The following is a 16,208-nucleotide window of genomic DNA, read 5'->3' on the forward strand; positions in this document are numbered from 1 at the left end:
CATGTCCGTTCCCGCCTCGATCTGCCTGCTGCGCACTTCCGCCCTGGGCGACGTTACCCACGTGGTACCGCTGGTGCATACCCTGCAACAGGCTTGGCCACGGACCTCGCTCACCTGGCTCGTCGGCAAGCTGGAACGCAGACTGGTCGGCGACTTGCCGGGCGTGGAATTCATCACCTTCGACAAAGGCGCCGGCTGGGCCGGCATGCGTGCCGTGCACGCGGCCCTGCGCAAGCGACGGTTCGACGCCTTGCTGCACATGCAAGTAGCCATGCGCTCGAACCTGCTGAGCCTGGGAATCAAAGCGACCCGCCGGATCGGCTACGACCGCGCACGCGCCAAGGACTTGCATGGCCTGGTCATCAACGAACGCATCCCCGCCCGCACTGGCGAACATGTGTTGCAGGCGATCGGCAGCTTTTGCGAGCCGCTCGGCCTGAAACAGACCAACGTGCGCTGGGATATTCCGATTCCCGACGACGCCCATGCCTGGGCCGCCCAACAGTGGACGGACGATAAACCGGTGCTGCTGGTCAGCCCGACGTCCAGCCATGCGCTGCGCAACTGGCCATCGCAGCGCTACGCGGCGGTGATGGATCACGCGGCCGCGCGCGGCTGGCGCGTGGTGCTGATCGGCGGACCATCCCCCGCCGAACGCAGCATGGCCGATGCCGTGCTGGCCGCGTGCCGCAATCAGCCGCTCGACCTCACCGGCAAAGATACGCTGAAGAAAGCGATGGCCATGTTCTGCCACGCTCAGTTGCTGCTGACGCCCGACTCCGGCCCCATGCACATGGCCAATACGGTCGGCCTGAAGGTGCTGGGCCTGCATGCCGCCAGCAACCCGGCCCGCTCCGGCCCCTATTCCGACCGACGCTGGTGCGTGGATAAATACGATGAGGCCGCGCGCAAATACCTGGGCAAGCCTGCCAGCGAGATTCCTTGGGGAAGCAAGATCGAACGACCTGGCGTGATGGACTTGATCGCGATCGACGACGTGATCGAACGCTTCGAAGCCGCTGCGGCCACGGTTACCAGCGCAAGCAAGTGACCTTATTTCTGGCGGTAATCCTGATAGGACTTCTCTTCGACCAGTTGCGAGCCAAGCTTCAGGTTGATCTCGCGCTTCACTGCCGCGCGCTCATCGTTCTGGAAGTACACCGAACGCGCCAGCTCGATGAATTCGGCATCGAAGGCCTGCGCCTTTTCCTTCATGCGGATACGGTCTTCGATATCCCACAGCGCTTCGTTCACCGCCAGCAGGCGAGCGCGCTCCTTGCTGATATCTGTCTGCGCGGCGTGGTGGCTGGCCCATGTGACGTTGAGCAGATTGAGCTCGTTCTGCACATTGGCGAGTTTGGCGGCATCGGAGATCTGGCGTGCCTTGATCTCAAGGATCGTGATCTTGTCGATCAACTCGCCGAAAGACACCGGAACCTGGATCAAGCTCATGAAAACCTCGCATTCGAAGATGGCGGCCGACGCCGGCAAGCGACGCCTATGATAGCGCCATCGGCGCTGACGTAGCCTGCACACTGTCGAGGCGCGCGCGCAGCGCATCGTAAAAACTCGACGGTAATTCAGCCCTCACCGGTACGCTCCACCAATGCGGCTGCGCAAAGGCGCGACACTTTATCGCGTCTTTTTCGGTCATCAGCACTGGTAGATCGTCGCCGAACGCGAGGTCTTGCGGCACGAAGGCATGGTGATCCGCGAACGGATGCGCAATGACCTCGATGCCTTGCGCGGCAAGGCTTGCAAAAAAGCGCTGTGGATGGCCGATGGCGGCGACCGCATGCGCACGCGCGCGGGAAAAGTCGGCGACGGGTCGTTCGCACCCATCCGACAACCTGCGCGCCTGGCTACCGCGCAAGCGCATGGACACCTCACCCGACCGGGCGTCGCCGCCGTTGCAGACGCGGAAATCCACTTTTTCCAGGCGACCCAGCGGTTCGCGCAAGGGACCGGCCGGCAACAGGCGCGCATTGCCGAATCGGCGGTCCCCATCGATGACGCAGATTTCGAGATCGCGGGCGAGCCGATAATGCTGCAAGCCATCGTCAGCGATGACCACGGTGCAGCCCGCACCGACCAGCAACTGCGCAGCGGCGGGACGATCGCGGCCCACGGCCACGGCAACGCCGGAAGCATGCATCAGGCAGGGTTCGTCGCCGACCTCGGCAGGAGTCGCAGCACTGTCCAGCAAGGCCGGCTCGCGCCGGCTGCCACCGTAGCCGCGGCTGACTACGCCAGGGCGATAGCCGCGCTCGCGCAGCGCATCGACCAGCGCCAGGGTGAGCGGTGTTTTTCCCGCACCGCCCGCCGTGATGTTGCCCACCACGATCACCGGGCATGGCAGTTGCACCACGCGCAGCCAGCGCGATCGGTACAAACGCCGGCGAATCGCCACGACCGCGCCATACAATGCAGCCAACGGATAAACCCACCATGGCAAACGCTCCCCGCCATACCAGCCCGCCTGGAGCGTATCGGCCAGCGCCATCGCGTCAGTCGGCTGCCACGGCGGCGGGGCGCTCGTTGAATTGCATGCGATGCAGCCCAGCGTAATGCCCACCCAAAGCGAGCAACTCTGCGTGCGTCCCGCGCTCGACGATGTGGCCGTGATCCATGACCGCGATCTGATCGGCATGCTCGATAGTCGAAAGCCGATGGGCAATCACCAGCGTGGTGCGATCTTTCATCAACCGCTGCAGTGCCTGCTGGATAAGACGTTCCGATTCGGTATCCAGCGCACTGGTCGCTTCGTCCAACACAAGAATCGGCGAGTTCTTGAGAATCGCGCGCGCGATCGCAATGCGTTGGCGTTGACCGCCAGAAAGCATATTGCCGCCTTCACCGATAGGGCTGTGAATGCCCTGCGGCAAACGCTCGATGAATTCCATGGCGTTCGCCGCCATGGCCGCCGCGACGATGTCCTGTTCGCTTGCGCCGGCCAGTTCCCCGTAAGCGATGTTCTCGGCCACGGTACCGTCGAACAGAACAACCTGTTGCCCGACCCACGCGATCTGCTTGCGCAACGAGGCCAGGGTATAGCTTTCGTAATCGGCGCCATCGAGCAGAATACGACCGCTGGTAGGTTCGTTGAAACGCGGCAGCAGGCTGACCAGACTGCTCTTGCCGCTACCCGAACGGCCCACCAAGGCGGTGACAGTGCCTGCCGCGCAATGCAGGTTCACACCCGCCAATGCCTCCGTGTTGCCGCGGGGATAAATCAATCGCACGTTTTCCAGACGCAGGTCGCCCCGCGTGCGCTCCAGCACATGCGTGCCGTGATCCACTTCGGGCGGCGTATCGATCAGCGCGAACAGGTTTTCCGCCGCCGAGATGCCGGTCTGAATGGTCGACTGCACGTTGGACAATCGCTTCAGCGACGACAACATACCGCCCATGGCAGTGAGTACCGCAATGAATACACCTGGCGAAATGCTATCGATGACCGTCGGTCGCGAAGCGAGAAAGACCATGCCCGCCAACGCGAACGACGCCACCGTCTGCACCGTCGATCCCGACAGCGCGCTGGTCGCCACGATCTTGAGGTTGAGATAGCGCGCCCGACCCGATACCTGGCGGAAACGCTCGGCCGCCTGGTGCTGGCCGGCGTAGATACGCACCTCGCGATGCGCATCCAGCATTTCTTCCACGGTACCGGTAACCGAACCCATCATGCCCTGAATGCGGCGGCTGATAACGCGATAGCGCCGGCTTACCGCCGTGGTGATCAGCACGATGGCCGGCACCAGCACCAGCAAAGCGGTCGTGAGATAAACACTCTCACGCAACATGACGATGAACATGCCGATGACGGTTACCCCTTCGGTCACTGCCACCTTCAACGCATCGGTGGATGCGCCCGCGATCTGTTCGCTCGTATAGGTGATCCGCGAAACCTGGTGACCGGAATGCTCATTGCCGAAATACGTCACCGGCAGCCGCAGATAGGTTCCAAATACATCGCGTTGCATCGTTTGCACGACATTACGACCGACATAACCCATGCCGTAATTGCTGACGTAGATCGCCACGCCGCGCACCAGGAAGATGCCGATGATCCAAACCGGCATCCAGCGAATGAGATAGGGATCCTTCTTGGTAAGAAGGTTGTCCATGATCGGTTGCAGCTTCTGGGTGAACAGCGCCAAGGCCCCGCCATCGATCGTAAAGCCGATGATGGCGACGAGCAGCACCGGCCAATAACGCGACGAATAGACAAGCAGCCGCTTATAGACGCGACGACTGTCAGCGTCCCACAGGGCAACCTTCTTTCTGCCTTCGCTCATTGGCCCGTTTCCGACGGCGTCGGCGTGGTGGCGATGGAAAGATGGGTAAAGCCAAGCTGGCCCAATGCATCCATCGCCGTGACCACGTTCTGGTGCGCGGTCAGCGCATCGGCACGGATGACGACGGTCTGGCCGCGATCATCGCCCGCTACGCGGGCAATAGCTGCCTTGAGCGGTTCCACGCCCGCGCCGGGTACTTCATCGCTACCGACGTAGAAGCGCCCGTCGCGGTCCACCATCACCGTGATCGCGGGCGGCTGCATGTCGCGATCTTCCGCGCTGGCCTGCGGCAGGTTGACCTTCAGGCGCGAATGCTGCACGAAGGTAGTCGTGAGCACGAAGAACATCAACAGGGTCAGCAGCACATCGATCAACGAGACGACATTGATCTCGAAATCGTCGCCGCGACGATCGTTACTGATACGCATGGGTCAGACCGGCGCCTTGTTGCCTGCGGCCGCAGCCCCGGTGGTGCGACGCGGACGCGGCGCAGCACTCGGCGCGGAAAGCGTCAGGTCGTCCAGCAGCAGCGTGGCCTGCTTTTCCATCTCCACGCAGTAGCCGGCCACTTTCGAGCGGAAATAGCGATGCAGCACATAGGCGGGAATCGCCACGGTAAGGCCCGCGGCGGTGCAGATCAGCGCTTCGCCAATGCCACCGGCCATCTTGGTGGGATCGGCCATGCCGCCGACCATGACCTGCATGAACATGCGGATCAGGCCGATCACCGTACCGAACAGGCCGAGCAGCGGGCCGATCAGCGCGATCGTACCGAGCGTATTGAGATAGCGTTCCATGCGGTGCACCACATGGCGGCCGGTATCCTCGATGCGCTCCTTGATCAGTTCGCGCGGACGTTCGCGCACCGCCACCGCGGCGGCCAGCAACTCGCCCAGCGGCGAACCTGCGGAAAGCTTTTCCAGATGGGCCGGATCCAGTTGGTCAGAGCGCGCCCACTCGCGTACTTCTTGCGATAGGCCGGGCGGCAGCACCGAACGGCGCCGCAAGGTCCAGCATCGCTCCAGCACGATCGCCAGCGCCACCGCCGAGCAGACCAGGATGGGCGCCATCGCCCAGCCGCCAGCCATCAGAATCTGACCCAAATCACCCACAACAAACTCCCGGCCCTGCCGTCCGCCTGAAGCGACCATCATAGCAGCGTCGACTTGGCATACCGTGCGGCCAGTGGCAGTTCATTCGCGCCAGTAGCGCCGCTCCCGCAGGCGCCAGCGTGCTGCGACCCGCGCGGGCGCCACGGCCGGAAAATCAATCTGAATGGCGCCCTCCACGGCGGTGTTGTAGAGCGGGATACCGGCCTTCGCATAGCGCTCGAGCACTTCCGGACGAGGATGGCCGAAGCGGTTGCGCCATCCGGCCGAAACCACCGCCAGCTCCGGCCTGGCCGCCGCAATGAACGCCGGGCTGGATGAACTCTTGCTGCCATGGTGCGGTACCTGCAGCACCGGCGACGGGCCAGGCCCGAGCGCCGTGGCAACGCCCGGCTCCGTATCGGCGGCGATATCGCCAGTCAGCAACAATCGGCCCTGCGCACCTTCGATGGCTACGACACAGGAACGGTCATTGGCCGATGCGCGCGGCGTGTTACTGCCAGGACTGAGCACGCGAAACCGCACGTTGTCCCATTCCCAATGCTGTCCCGCCACGCATGCCTCCATCGGTATCGGCATGCGCTCCGGTTCGCCCGCATAGCGGCGCGCCAGCGGAAAGGCGGCGGCGACCGCGGGCGCGCCACCGGCGTGGTCGTTGTCGGCGTGGCTCACCATCAACACATCCAGCCGGTCGATGCCAAGCGCGTGCAGCGACGGAACGACCACGGCTTCGCCGAGATCGAACTGCGACGGATAACGCGCGCCGGCGTCATAGACCATCGCATGCTCCCGCGTGCGCACGATGATCGATAGTCCCTGCCCCACATCCAGCACCCATGCCTGGAATGCACCGGTGGCAGGCGGATACCGTACCGGCCATAGCAGCGGCAGGAATAACAACCCGCCCAGCACACGCAACGGCACACCGCGAGGCATGAACAGCCACACCGCGCCAAGCGTTGCCAGCAACAGCGCCCACGGCTCCACAGCCGGCAGGAACCAATGCGCGCCCGGCCACCTCGCGGTGTGTTCAAGCAACCACCACTGCGCATGGGCGAGCCACCCGGCCAGCCGCAGCGGTGGCGTAGCCAGCGCCGGGCAGATCAAGAGCAGCAACAAGCCGATCAGCGCGCACGGCACGATCACGAAACTGACGAAAGGCACTGCGACCAGGTTGGATAAGGCGCCGACCAACGATGCCTCGCCGAAAAACCATAGCGTCAATGGCAGCAGGGCGACGGTCATGACCAACTGTCCCAAGGTCAATTCGCGCAAAAAGGCGCGAACACCGTGCCCTTGCGCTTCCAGGCATACGATGAGAAAACCCACACCGACGAAAGAAAGCCACATCCCTGCTTCCAACACGGCCATGGGATCGACCAGCAGAATCGCCAGCAGCGCGATCGCCAAGGCCTGGTCGGCCCCAACGGCGCGTCGGCTGCATCGCGCCAGCACCACCGCCGCGATCATCAGCACGGTGCGCACGGTGGGCATGCCGAAACCCGCCAATGCCGCATAGCCCAAAGCGCAGGCCAGCGCGGCCACGGCCTGTGCCTGCACGCGCGACCATCGCAGTCCCCATGAAGGCCAAAGCCAGTACACGGCGTAGCAGAGCCAGGTACCGAACACCGCAGCTACGCCGACGTGGAAGCCGGAAATGGCGATCAGGTGCGAGATGCCATTGGCGCGCGCCACATCCCAGTCGTAGAGGCCCAGGCCTCGTGTATCGCCCACGGTAAAAGCGCGCAACAAGGCAGCATCATGGGGATCGCGGACACGCGCCTGGATATCCTCAGCCAGCCTTGCGCGCAGCCGGTCAAGACACCACTTCGCTCCGCTTTGCGGCTGATTGGAGCGATCGTCGCGTACATAACCGACCGCGGTGATGCCGCGTGCCAGCGCACTGCGCTCGCTGTCCGTGCCCCCCGGATTGACCATGCCGCGTGGCCGGCGCAATCGAACCAGCAGTTGTCCCTGCGCACAAGGCTCGAGCGCGGCCGGCGGCGCGTCGTACCAGCTTATGCGTGCCAGCCCGCGCCAGGGCTTTGCGTCATGTTCCGTGTGTTCGATCCGAAACAGGAAGCTGGTGGCGTCGGCGCGCGATTGTGGCAGGCCTTCGATGATCCCCACGACGCGAAAATCCTGGCCTTCCCAGGCCTTCGGCAAACGTGACTCCACCGCCACGCTGCCTCGCCACGCTGCCCATGCAAAGCCGAACAGCGCAATGGCCAACCAGCGTGCATACGGCACACGCCACGCAAGCAGGCATGCGCACGCGGCCAATGCACCGGTCAACCCATGCGCCGGCAGTATTGGCAGCCATTGCACGGCAAGCACGCCCGCCAGCCACGCCAACGTCACCGCTATCGCACCGGGCCACCGCCCTGCTCGCCGCATAGGTCTGCTTCGCTTTCCGATGTAGCGAAGTTAGCCCAGGCCACGACATGTTCGTGTAGGAAGTAGCCTGCACGCTTGAGGGAAACATGCCACGCGAACATCCAGGGATTTTTCGCGACAGCCGCTACCGCCAGGGAGACGCCAGGAGCATGATCTCCCCGCCACTCGCCGGCGAAGCTGCTAAGCCTTTTCGCGCAGCTCGCCGTTATGCAGCTCCAATGTGCGATCCATGCGCGCGGCGAGCCGGCTATCGTGCGTGACCAGGATGAAGCTGGTGCCGATCTCGCGGTTCAACTCCAGCATCAGGGCATAGACTTGCGCGGCATTGTCCTCGTCCAGGTTACCGGTGGGCTCGTCGCCCAGCACGCAGGAAGGACGTGTCACTAGCGCGCGCGCTACCGCGCAACGCTGCCGTTCGCCGCCGGAAAGCTCGGCAGGCTTGTGTTCCAGGCGCTGTCCCAGCCCCACACGTTCCAGCAATGCCTTCGCCTGCTTCTGTGCGTCGGCAATACCCGTGCCGCGGATCAGCAGCGGCATGCATACGTTTTCCAACGCCGTGAATTCCGGCAGCAGATGATGGAACTGATAGATGAAGCCGAGCGAGCGATTGCGCACCCGGCCGCGTTCGGCGTCGGACAGCTGCGAGAGCATGCGGCCTTCGACCTCCACCTCGCCGCTGGTGAGCGTATCCAGGCCGCCGATGATGTGCAGCAACGTGCTCTTGCCGGAGCCGGATGCACCGACGATCGCCAGGGTTTCGCCGCGCTTGAGAGTGAAGCTCACATCGGCCAGTACCTTGGTGTGCAGGCCGCCTTCTGCATAGGTTTTCGCAATATGGCTGGCGCGCAGCACGATGTCGGTCGAAGTATTCATGGGCTTATTCATAGCGCAGCGCCTGCGCCGGCTGGGTACGCGACGCGCGCCATGCGGGATAAAGCGTGGCAAGCAGGGAGAACAGGAAAGTAATCAGCGCCACCCAGGTGACATCGTGCCAGTCGAGCTTGCTGGGCACCTCGCTGATGTAATAGACGTCGGGCGACAGAAAGGTTACGCCGGTGACATGCTCGATCCACTTCACGATGCCCGGCAACCGCCACGACAGCAGCGAGCCCAGCCCGACCCCGAAGCCGATCCCGACGATGCCGACCAGCACGCCCTGCACCATGAACATGCCCATGATGCTGCGCGGCGTGGAACCTAGCGTGCGCAGGATGGCAATGTCGGCCTGCTTGTCGGTCACCAGCATCATCAGCATGGAAATAAGATTGATCACCGCGACCAGGATGATTAACGAGAGAATGATGAACATTACGTGCTTCTCCATCGAGATGGCGGAGAAGAAATTCGCGTGGCTGTCCATCCAGGTAGTCACCTGGTAGACCTGGCCAAGGCTGTTGGCCAGCTCGCGCGCGACGGGCCCTGCGTTATAGAGATCGTCCAGCTTCAGGCGGATACCGGTGGGACCATCGAGACGCTTGAGCGTCTCGGCATCGCCGAGGCTGACCAGGCCCAGGCCGGAATCGAATTCCTCCATGCCCATCTCGAAGATGCCGCTGACCGTAAAACCACGGATGCGCGGCACCGAGCCCATCGGCGTGGCGCTGAGTTCGGGCACCACCATGGTGACTTTGTCGCCGACGTTCACCCCAAGCTGCAAGGCAAGGTCCTTGCCGAGAATGATGTTCCAGCTTTTCGGTGTGAGCGAATCGAACGAGCCGGCGATCATGTGCTTGTTGATATCGGAAACCTTGGGTTCCTGCGCGGGATCGATGCCGCGCACGATGGCGCCGCTGGAACGTTGCCCCTGCAGGAACGACTGGATCTCCACGTAAGGCGCGGCGCCCTTCACATGCGCATTGGCCTGGACCATCTTCATGGCGTATGGCCAGTCCTGCACGCTCTCGCCGGGCAGGCCGGCCACGGTGGCGTCGGAGATCGCGCCAAGGATGCGCGAGCGCAGCTGATCGTCGAAACCGTTCATCACCGACATCACCGTGATCAGCGCCATCACGCTGATCGTGATGCAGATGATGGAAACGGTGGAAATGAAGGAGATGAATTGGTTGCGCCGTTTGGCGCGGGTGTAGCGCAGGCCGATGAAAAGCTCGAGCGGTCGGAACATGGAGGATTCGCTTGTGGGTTCGGGGGACAGGCCATCCGGTGCCCGATGATCGCCGATCATCCTGGAATCCTTGGGACCATGCCGCGCGCGCAGAGTGCCCGAAGGCGGACATGGCGGCAACTATGTGTAGCCAGGGGTGTGTCCGCGCCGTTCGCGTCCCGCGTTGGCGTTGCGTGGCGGTCGGGTGGTAGTGCGTGGCGCAGGCTTGGCTGGCTGCTGCCGAGGCAAGCCGCGCGCCAGCGCATGACGGTACGCAGCGCCAACCCGAAGGGCCGGGTCTGTTTGCCCGCCAGAAGGCATCACTACTCGGTGGTGTACCGATTTACTCCCTCGCTCTTCCGCTGCGAACAAACAGCCCTCGGCGCGGGCCACGCCAATGGTGTGGACAGGCCCTAGCCTTCCTCGATGGCGGTGGCCCGCAGCACGGCGAGCCGCATGCGCAGGCGGCGGCGGATATCCGGATCGCTATTGTCCGGCAGTAGCCAGAACGTGAGTTTGCCGTACCGATTGCCCGCCAAACGCAGCAAGACCGCGTTGCGCACGATCCGGAACGAGAGCAGCTCGGCCGGGTCATCGGTGCCATCCAGGCCGCGCAGCGTCCATCCGCCTTGATGAGCCCAGCCCACCGCACAGACCGGCAGGCGCAGGCGGCGTAGCGCATGCGAGCAAGCCGTGACGACGCCAAATGCCAGCACTAGCTGCAGCAGCGTTGGTACGCCCGACAAGCCGACGGCGAGCAAGGCCAATCCGGCGACGCCGGCAAACAGGCGCGGCATCCAGCGCGAAGGCCGGTATTCAAACCCGATGGCGGGCGCGGATGTCATCGATGATCGCCTGCCAGTCCGCGCGCGGCGGCCGGGCATGGCCCATTACCCAATCCCACAGGTCCGGATCCTGTACGTCGAGCAATTCCTCGAAAGCCAGGCGCTGGGCTTCGTCGGCAGCCGGAAAGGAAGTTTCAAGCCAGCCGCCGAATAGCGCGTCGAGTTCGCGCGTACCGCGGCGGGTGCGCCATTGCAGGCGCTTGATGCGTGCTGAGTCCATTAACCAGAGCGCGAAGCGCCTCCTTATGTCTCCTCTCGCCTTGGAAAGAGGATCGGGGTGCGGAGCCAAGCCTGCCCTACTCAAGCCGGAGCATGCACCGATTCGCCGTGACGCAGCATTGCGCCACCTGCCCTCTCCCGACGAAAGAGGGCAAATCAGCTCACGCCGAACGCCGCTCGACGATCAACTTCTTGATCTCTGCAATCGCCTTGGCCGGATTCAAACCCTTCGGACAGGTACGCGCGCAGTTCATGATGGTGTGGCAGCGATAGAGCTTGAACGGATCTTCCAGGTCGTCCAGGCGCATGCCGGTATCTTCGTCGCGCGAATCGACGATCCAGCGGTAGGCCTGCAGCAGGATCGCCGGTCCGAGGTAGCGATCGCCGTTCCACCAATAGCTCGGGCAACTGGTCGAGCAGCAAGCGCACAAGATGCATTCGTATAGGCCATCGAGTTTCTTGCGATCTTCCGGCGATTGCAGGCGCTCGCGGTCCGGCGCCGCGCTCTGCGTGCGCAGCCACGGCCTGATCGAGGCGAACTGGGCGTAGAAGTGCGTAAGGTCCGGCACCAGGTCTTTCACCACCGGCATGTGCGGCAGCGGATAGATCTTCACGTCGCCGGACGCGCACTCGTCGATGGCCTTGGTGCAGGCCAGCGTATTGGTGCCGTCGATATTCATGGCGCACGACCCGCAAATGCCTTCGCGGCAAGACCGGCGCAGCGTGAGCGTGGGATCGATCTCGTTCTTGATCTTCAGCAGCGCGTCCAGAACCATCGGGCCGCAGGCGGCGAGATCCACGTCGTAGGTATCGATGCGTGGATTCTGGCCGTCGTCCGGCGACCAGCGATAGATGCGGAAGGTACGCGCTTTTTTCGCGTCCTTCGCCGGATAGTGCTTGCCCGGCTGGACCTTGGAATTCTTCGGTAGCGTGAACTCGGCCACGATTGCCTCTCCAGTCGGATTAGTAAACACGTTTCTTCGGCGGCACCACTTCGACCTCGTCGGTCAAGGTGTACATGTGCACCGGACGGAAATCAAAGCTGCTCTGGCCGCTTTCGTCGACCTTGACCAGCGTGTGCTTCATCCATTCGTGGTCGTTGCGATCGGGAAAATCCTCGCGCGCATGCGCGCCGCGGCTTTCCGGGCGCTGCTCGGCTGAATGCATGGTCGCCACCGCCTGTGACAGCAGGTTGGATAGCTCCAGCGTTTCGATCAGGTCGGAGTTCCACACCAGCGAGCGGTCGCTGACCTTCACATCCTGGAAGGCATCGAACACTTCGGAGATTTTCTTCGAACCGGCCTTGAGGGTGTCGCCGGTGCGGAATACGGCGGCGTCCTGCTGCATGGTGCGCTGCATATCCATACGGATTTTTGCGGTCGGCGTCGTGCCGTTGGCGTTGCGCAGGCCATCGAAGCGGGCAAGCGCCTTGTCCAGCACGCTGGCGGGCAGATCCTTGTGCGCGGAACCTGGCTTGATCAGCTCGGCACAACGATGCGATACCGCGCGGCCAAACACCACCAGGTCGAGCAGCGAGTTGGAACCGAGGCGGTTGGCGCCATGCACCGACACGCAGGCCGCCTCGCCAATCGCAAACAAGCCAGGAATCACGGCATCGACGTCATCGCCCTTCTTCTGCACCACTTCGCCGTGATAGTTGGTGGGAATGCCGCCCATGTTGTAGTGCACGGTCGGCAGCACCGGGATGGGTTCCTTGGTCACGTCCACGCCGGCAAAGATGCGGGCCGACTCGGCAATGCCCGGCAGCCGTTCGTGGATGACGTCGGCGCCCAGGTGCATGAGGTTCAAGTGCACGTGATCTTTCTGATCGCCCACGCCGCGGCCTTCGCGCACTTCCAGCGTGATGGCGCGACTGACCACGTCGCGCGACGCAAGGTCTTTCGCGCTGGGCGCGTAGCGCTCCATGAAGCGCTCGCCCTTGGAGTTGGTCAGGTAGCCGCCTTCGCCGCGCACACCCTCGGTGATCAGCACGCCCGCACCATAGATACCGGTGGGATGGAACTGCACGAACTCCATGTCCTGCAATGCCAGGCCAGCGCGCAGCACCATGCCGCCGCCGTCGCCCGTGCAGGTATGCGCGGACGTGGCGCTGAAATAGGCACGGCCATAGCCGCCGGTTGCCAGCACCACGGCCTGTCCACGGAAGAAATGCAGCGTTCCTTCGTTCATGTCCAGCGCGAGCACGCCGCGGCAAGTACCTTCTTCGTCGAAGATCAGATCGATCACGAAGTATTCGATGAAGAAGGTAGCGTCGTGGGCCAGTGCCTGCTGGTAGAGCGTATGCAGGATCGCGTGGCCGGTTCGGTCGGCGGCGGCGCAGGTGCGCTGCGCGGTGCCCTTGCCGTAATGCGTGGTCATGCCGCCGAACGGGCGCTGATAGATGCGGCCATCGTCGGTACGCGAGAATGGCACGCCGTAGTGTTCCAGTTCGTAGATAGCCGGAATGGCTTCCCGGCACATGTACTCGATCGCGTCCTGGTCGCCGAGCCAATCCGAACCCTTGATCGTGTCGTAGAAATGGAAGCGCCAGTCGTCTTCGCCCATGTTGCCGAGCGCGGCGGCAACACCGCCCTGCGCCGCCACGGTATGCGAGCGCGTCGGGAACACCTTGGTGATGCAGGCGGCCTTGAGTCCCTTTTCGGCGAGGCCGAAGGTGGCGCGCAGTCCCGCACCGCCCGCGCCGACCACGATCACGTCGTATTTATGCTGTTGAACTTTGTAGGCTTCCATCGACCTCAGGCTCCCAATGCGATGCGCAGCACAGCCAGCGAGCCAGCCAGCACGCTCAGCACCGCGAGGAACTTAATCGCCACCAAAAGGGTGATTTCCTTCCAGCGGGTGTGTACGTAGTCTTCGATCACCACCTGCAGGCCGAGTACGGCATGCCAGAACGTGGCAATCAGGAAGGCGATCAGCAGGATCGCATTCCACGGCCGGGCCACGGCCGCGCGCGCCGTCGCGTAGTCGGCATGCAGCAGGCCAAGCACCAGGATCACGAACCAAAGGCCAAGCACGATCAGGCCGACCGCGGTAGTGCGCTGCGTCCACCAGTGGCCGACACCGTGTTGCGCCGAACCCAGTCCACGCGCGCGCTTGAGCGGGTTGCGCAGGTCCTTGGGCAAGTTTTTTGCGTTCGTGCTCATGCAACACCTCCAGCACCCAATACGTAGACCCATACGATCAGGGTCAGCACAACGCTGGCGATGATCGACAGCCAACTCGAACGCACGAACTGGTTGATGGCGTAGCCCGCGCCAGCGTCTTGCACCAGATGGCGAACGCCATTGCACAGGTGATAGAACAACGCCCATGTCCAGCCGATCATCAGGATGATGCCCAGCGGGCTGCTTATGCAGACCTTGAACTGATTGAAGGCATCCTCGCCAGCGGCCAGCGAGAGCAGTCCCCACAGGGTCACGAGGGTGCCCACGGCGAGGGCAATGCCGGTGGCGCGATGCAGGATGGAAGTCACCATCTGCACTTGCCACTTATATATCTGTAGGTGTGGAGAAAGCGGTCGTCGCGTGTCTGCCATGGCGGCTATCCTGGGGTGGAATCGCTGATGCTGTTAACCGAAGCCCGAACCGCGACCATCCACGGACGCCATCCGGAGCGGCGGCCTCGGCACGAATCCGAACCCGCCTCCATCGATGAACCATTGAGGTGGTTCACCGCAGTGGCGCATCCATGCGTCACATCCATCCACCAGCCGCTCCTGCCCTTGCAGCGCCAATATGCATGACGACGCGGCGGATCAGAAGTCGATACAGCGCCCGTTCTTTTCCCAATCGCCATAGCGGGTAGGATCCGGTGCCGGCCGACCGCCGGGTTCCTGCTCCTGCCTGGAAGGAACAGGCGTCACAACGTGTTCCGTCTTCGCGGGTTCGGGAGGTACGGCGGGCTTGGAGGACGTATCGGGCATGGTTCGTATCGCCAAAAGCGTAATACTTGCGGCATAGCGGCACAACCGGTTGACGAGCGGCACCAAGCGATGCAGGCATCCGGTTACCGCCTTGCACCATGCTCCTGTCGCCCCCACTCCTAGGCGCATGCCGATATCCCATAGCGCCCAAGCACTATTTATCGAAGGCCCGGATGCGGTTGCTTTCGCACACAGCCAGTTCACGAGTCAGGTCACCGGCCTGCCGACCGGGCAATGGCAATTCAGCAGCTGGCTGGACGCACAGGGCCGCGTGCGCAACCTGTTCCACCTCGCACGGCTTGGCGAAGAGCGACTGCTGCTGATACTGCGTGGCGGTGATGCAGACACGTTCGTCGCTGCGCTGGGCCGGTTCGTGTTCCGCGCGCGCGTCAAGCTGAGCCATGCAGGTATGGCACAGCTCGCACAGGGTCCGGCACTACCGATGTCCATCGTCGACGCCGATACCGATGTCGTTCGACTCGGTTGTGGCTCGCATTCATTGCTGTTCGGCAACGACCTTGCCGCGAATGATATCTGGCAACACGAACAACTTCGCGAAGGCTGGCCATGGCTGCCTACCGACAGGTTGAACGAATTGACTCCACCTTCGTTGTCGTTGCATCGCCTCGGTGCGATCGCGCTCGACAAAGGTTGTTACCCGGGTCAAGAGATTGTCGCGCGACTGCATTATCGCGGCGGAAACAAACGGCACCTATGTCATGTCCTATTGTCCGCCGTTGTCGCCAGCGGCACGGAACTACGTCGCAGTGATCGCGAATTTGTACGATTACTGCTCGTCGTGGCGCGTGATGAATGCGTCGAAGCACTCGCCGTTATCGCGGATGATGTAAGCAACAACCTTGCGCAAGGCACGGAAAACACTAGTGATGAAGGCATCGTCGTGCAACTTGTGAACAGCTGGCCGGATTAACGCATGTGTGAGCCACACGTGAATCCACCTTGTCAGGCACTTGCAAAGACAAGCAAGCCCCACTAGATTCCGCCAAACTTTTCAGGCATCCAATAGCCCACCGGGTGCCTACATACGCGACGAACCGGAGGGGTCCGGATCGGCGCGACCCGGCAGAAAGTCTGCCGGAGGACAATTCGCCGTATGCGCGAACGCTGCACAGATGGGCCTTTTGCCCGCAGCGTCACAGCCAGATCAACGCCGATCGACATCGGACATGTCGATCGATACCGCCACGTTGTCGTGGCCAACCGACTTACGCCACAAGTTTCGGCGTGAGCGATATCCAGGTGGAACGGTCTGCCCGCCCGTCCACCGCAACGGCG

General features: G+C 63.0%; 17 protein-coding genes. 2 read left to right on the forward strand and 15 right to left on the reverse strand.

All coding sequences use genetic code 11. The features are described from left to right. Position 1 precedes the first annotated feature (1 nt). A complete protein-coding gene (locus ISP15_RS02370) occupies positions 2–1,051 on the forward strand; it encodes a glycosyltransferase family 9 protein (RefSeq protein ID WP_404544677.1) in 1,050 nt (349 codons plus the stop codon). 2 nt (positions 1,052–1,053) lie between these two features. On the opposite strand, the gene ISP15_RS02375 is transcribed toward ISP15_RS02370, so the two are convergent. From ISP15_RS02375 to ISP15_RS02445, 15 genes are all read right to left on the reverse strand, one after another. Continuing rightward, entirely contained in the window at positions 1,054–1,452 is a 399-nt protein-coding gene (locus tag ISP15_RS02375) for a DUF6165 family protein (protein ID WP_404544680.1), read from the reverse strand. A 46-nt stretch (positions 1,453–1,498) separates the two neighbouring features. Next, positions 1,499–2,503 (reverse strand): tetraacyldisaccharide 4'-kinase, encoded by a 1,005-nt coding sequence (lpxK, locus tag ISP15_RS02380; RefSeq protein WP_404544681.1) that lies wholly within the window; start codon positions 2,501–2,503, stop codon positions 1,499–1,501. A 4-nt stretch (positions 2,504–2,507) separates the two neighbouring features. Further along, positions 2,508–4,298, reverse strand: coding sequence for a lipid A export permease/ATP-binding protein MsbA (gene msbA, locus ISP15_RS02385; RefSeq protein ID WP_404544683.1), 1,791 nt, complete (start codon positions 4,296–4,298; stop codon positions 2,508–2,510). Continuing rightward, a complete protein-coding gene (locus ISP15_RS02390) occupies positions 4,295–4,726 on the reverse strand; it encodes an ExbD/TolR family protein (RefSeq protein ID WP_404544685.1) in 432 nt (143 codons plus the stop codon). The genes msbA and ISP15_RS02390 overlap by 4 nt, the downstream gene beginning before the upstream one ends. A 3-nt stretch (positions 4,727–4,729) precedes the next feature. After that, entirely contained in the window at positions 4,730–5,386 is a 657-nt protein-coding gene (locus ISP15_RS02395; protein WP_404545317.1) for a MotA/TolQ/ExbB proton channel family protein, read from the reverse strand. Between the two features lie 105 nt (positions 5,387–5,491). Beyond that, on the reverse strand, positions 5,492–7,804 hold the full coding sequence (locus tag ISP15_RS02400; RefSeq protein WP_404544688.1) for a DNA internalization-related competence protein ComEC/Rec2: 2,313 nt from the start codon (positions 7,802–7,804) through the stop codon (positions 5,492–5,494). A 180-nt stretch (positions 7,805–7,984) separates the two neighbouring features. Continuing rightward, positions 7,985–8,677, reverse strand: a complete 693-nt coding sequence (lolD, locus tag ISP15_RS02405) for a lipoprotein-releasing ABC transporter ATP-binding protein LolD (RefSeq protein WP_404544690.1) — start codon at positions 8,675–8,677, stop codon at positions 7,985–7,987. A gap of 4 nt (positions 8,678–8,681) precedes the next feature. Then, positions 8,682–9,926: a lipoprotein-releasing ABC transporter permease subunit gene (locus ISP15_RS02410; RefSeq protein ID WP_404544692.1), complete on the reverse strand. Its 1,245-nt coding sequence runs from the start codon at positions 9,924–9,926 to the stop codon at positions 8,682–8,684. 392 nt (positions 9,927–10,318) lie between these two features. Then, positions 10,319–10,750, reverse strand: coding sequence for a protein YgfX (locus tag ISP15_RS02415; RefSeq protein WP_404544695.1), 432 nt, complete (start codon positions 10,748–10,750; stop codon positions 10,319–10,321). Next, on the reverse strand, positions 10,722–10,970 hold the full coding sequence (locus ISP15_RS02420) for an FAD assembly factor SdhE (RefSeq protein WP_404544698.1): 249 nt from the start codon (positions 10,968–10,970) through the stop codon (positions 10,722–10,724). Before ISP15_RS02420 ends, ISP15_RS02415 begins: the two co-directional genes overlap by 29 nt. A gap of 160 nt (positions 10,971–11,130) precedes the next feature. Continuing rightward, positions 11,131–11,913, reverse strand: coding sequence for a succinate dehydrogenase iron-sulfur subunit (locus tag ISP15_RS02425; RefSeq protein ID WP_404544700.1), 783 nt, complete (start codon positions 11,911–11,913; stop codon positions 11,131–11,133). A 19-nt stretch (positions 11,914–11,932) separates the two neighbouring features. Continuing rightward, positions 11,933–13,720, reverse strand: coding sequence for a succinate dehydrogenase flavoprotein subunit (gene sdhA / locus ISP15_RS02430; protein WP_404544703.1), 1,788 nt, complete (start codon positions 13,718–13,720; stop codon positions 11,933–11,935). A gap of 5 nt (positions 13,721–13,725) precedes the next feature. Next, positions 13,726–14,133 carry a succinate dehydrogenase, hydrophobic membrane anchor protein gene (sdhD, locus tag ISP15_RS02435; RefSeq protein ID WP_404544707.1) on the reverse strand — a complete coding sequence of 136 codons (408 nt, stop codon included), beginning with the start codon at positions 14,131–14,133 and terminating at the stop codon, positions 13,726–13,728. Then, the gene (gene sdhC, locus ISP15_RS02440; RefSeq protein WP_404544710.1) at positions 14,130–14,525 is read right to left on the reverse strand and encodes a succinate dehydrogenase, cytochrome b556 subunit; all 396 of its coding nucleotides are present in this window, start codon (positions 14,523–14,525) and stop codon (positions 14,130–14,132) included. The genes sdhD and sdhC overlap by 4 nt, the downstream gene beginning before the upstream one ends. A gap of 219 nt (positions 14,526–14,744) precedes the next feature. Next, positions 14,745–15,041: a DUF1674 domain-containing protein gene (locus ISP15_RS02445; RefSeq protein WP_404544713.1), complete on the reverse strand. Its 297-nt coding sequence runs from the start codon at positions 15,039–15,041 to the stop codon at positions 14,745–14,747. Between ISP15_RS02445 and ygfZ the strand changes: the two genes are divergently transcribed. After that, a complete protein-coding gene (ygfZ, locus tag ISP15_RS02450) occupies positions 15,040–15,843 on the forward strand; it encodes a CAF17-like 4Fe-4S cluster assembly/insertion protein YgfZ (RefSeq protein WP_404544715.1) in 804 nt (267 codons plus the stop codon). The two genes, ISP15_RS02445 and ygfZ, sit on opposite strands and share 2 nt — an antisense overlap. The last annotated feature ends 365 nt before the right edge of the window (positions 15,844–16,208 follow it).

The organism is Dyella jejuensis (assembly GCF_044904675.1).
Taxonomy (GTDB): Bacteria; Pseudomonadota; Gammaproteobacteria; order Xanthomonadales; family Rhodanobacteraceae; genus Dyella_B; species Dyella_B jejuensis.

Bases quoted from the DNA above. Each gene is read 5' to 3' on its own strand.
- ISP15_RS02370 (WP_404544677.1), top strand. From the start codon at position 2: ATGTCCGTTCCCGCCTCGATCTGCCTGCTGCGCACTTCCGCCCTGGGC.
- ISP15_RS02375 (WP_404544680.1), bottom strand. From the start codon at position 1,452: ATGAGCTTGATCCAGGTTCCGGTGTCTTTCGGCGAGTTGATCGACAAG.
- lpxK (WP_404544681.1), bottom strand. From the start codon at position 2,503: ATGGCGCTGGCCGATACGCTCCAGGCGGGCTGGTATGGCGGGGAGCGT.
- msbA (WP_404544683.1), bottom strand. From the start codon at position 4,298: ATGAGCGAAGGCAGAAAGAAGGTTGCCCTGTGGGACGCTGACAGTCGT.
- ISP15_RS02390 (WP_404544685.1), bottom strand. From the start codon at position 4,726: ATGCGTATCAGTAACGATCGTCGCGGCGACGATTTCGAGATCAATGTC.
- ISP15_RS02395 (WP_404545317.1), bottom strand. From the start codon at position 5,386: ATGGCTGGCGGCTGGGCGATGGCGCCCATCCTGGTCTGCTCGGCGGTG.
- ISP15_RS02400 (WP_404544688.1), bottom strand. From the start codon at position 7,804: ATGCGGCGAGCAGGGCGGTGGCCCGGTGCGATAGCGGTGACGTTGGCG.
- lolD (WP_404544690.1), bottom strand. From the start codon at position 8,677: ATGAATACTTCGACCGACATCGTGCTGCGCGCCAGCCATATTGCGAAA.
- ISP15_RS02410 (WP_404544692.1), bottom strand. From the start codon at position 9,926: ATGTTCCGACCGCTCGAGCTTTTCATCGGCCTGCGCTACACCCGCGCC.
- ISP15_RS02415 (WP_404544695.1), bottom strand. From the start codon at position 10,750: ATGACATCCGCGCCCGCCATCGGGTTTGAATACCGGCCTTCGCGCTGG.
- ISP15_RS02420 (WP_404544698.1), bottom strand. From the start codon at position 10,970: ATGGACTCAGCACGCATCAAGCGCCTGCAATGGCGCACCCGCCGCGGT.
- sdhA (WP_404544703.1), bottom strand. From the start codon at position 13,720: ATGGAAGCCTACAAAGTTCAACAGCATAAATACGACGTGATCGTGGTC.
- sdhD (WP_404544707.1), bottom strand. From the start codon at position 14,133: ATGAGCACGAACGCAAAAAACTTGCCCAAGGACCTGCGCAACCCGCTC.
- sdhC (WP_404544710.1), bottom strand. From the start codon at position 14,525: ATGGCAGACACGCGACGACCGCTTTCTCCACACCTACAGATATATAAG.
- ygfZ (WP_404544715.1), top strand. From the start codon at position 15,040: ATGCCGATATCCCATAGCGCCCAAGCACTATTTATCGAAGGCCCGGAT.
- ISP15_RS02445 (WP_404544713.1), bottom strand. From the start codon at position 15,041: ATGCGCCTAGGAGTGGGGGCGACAGGAGCATGGTGCAAGGCGGTAACC.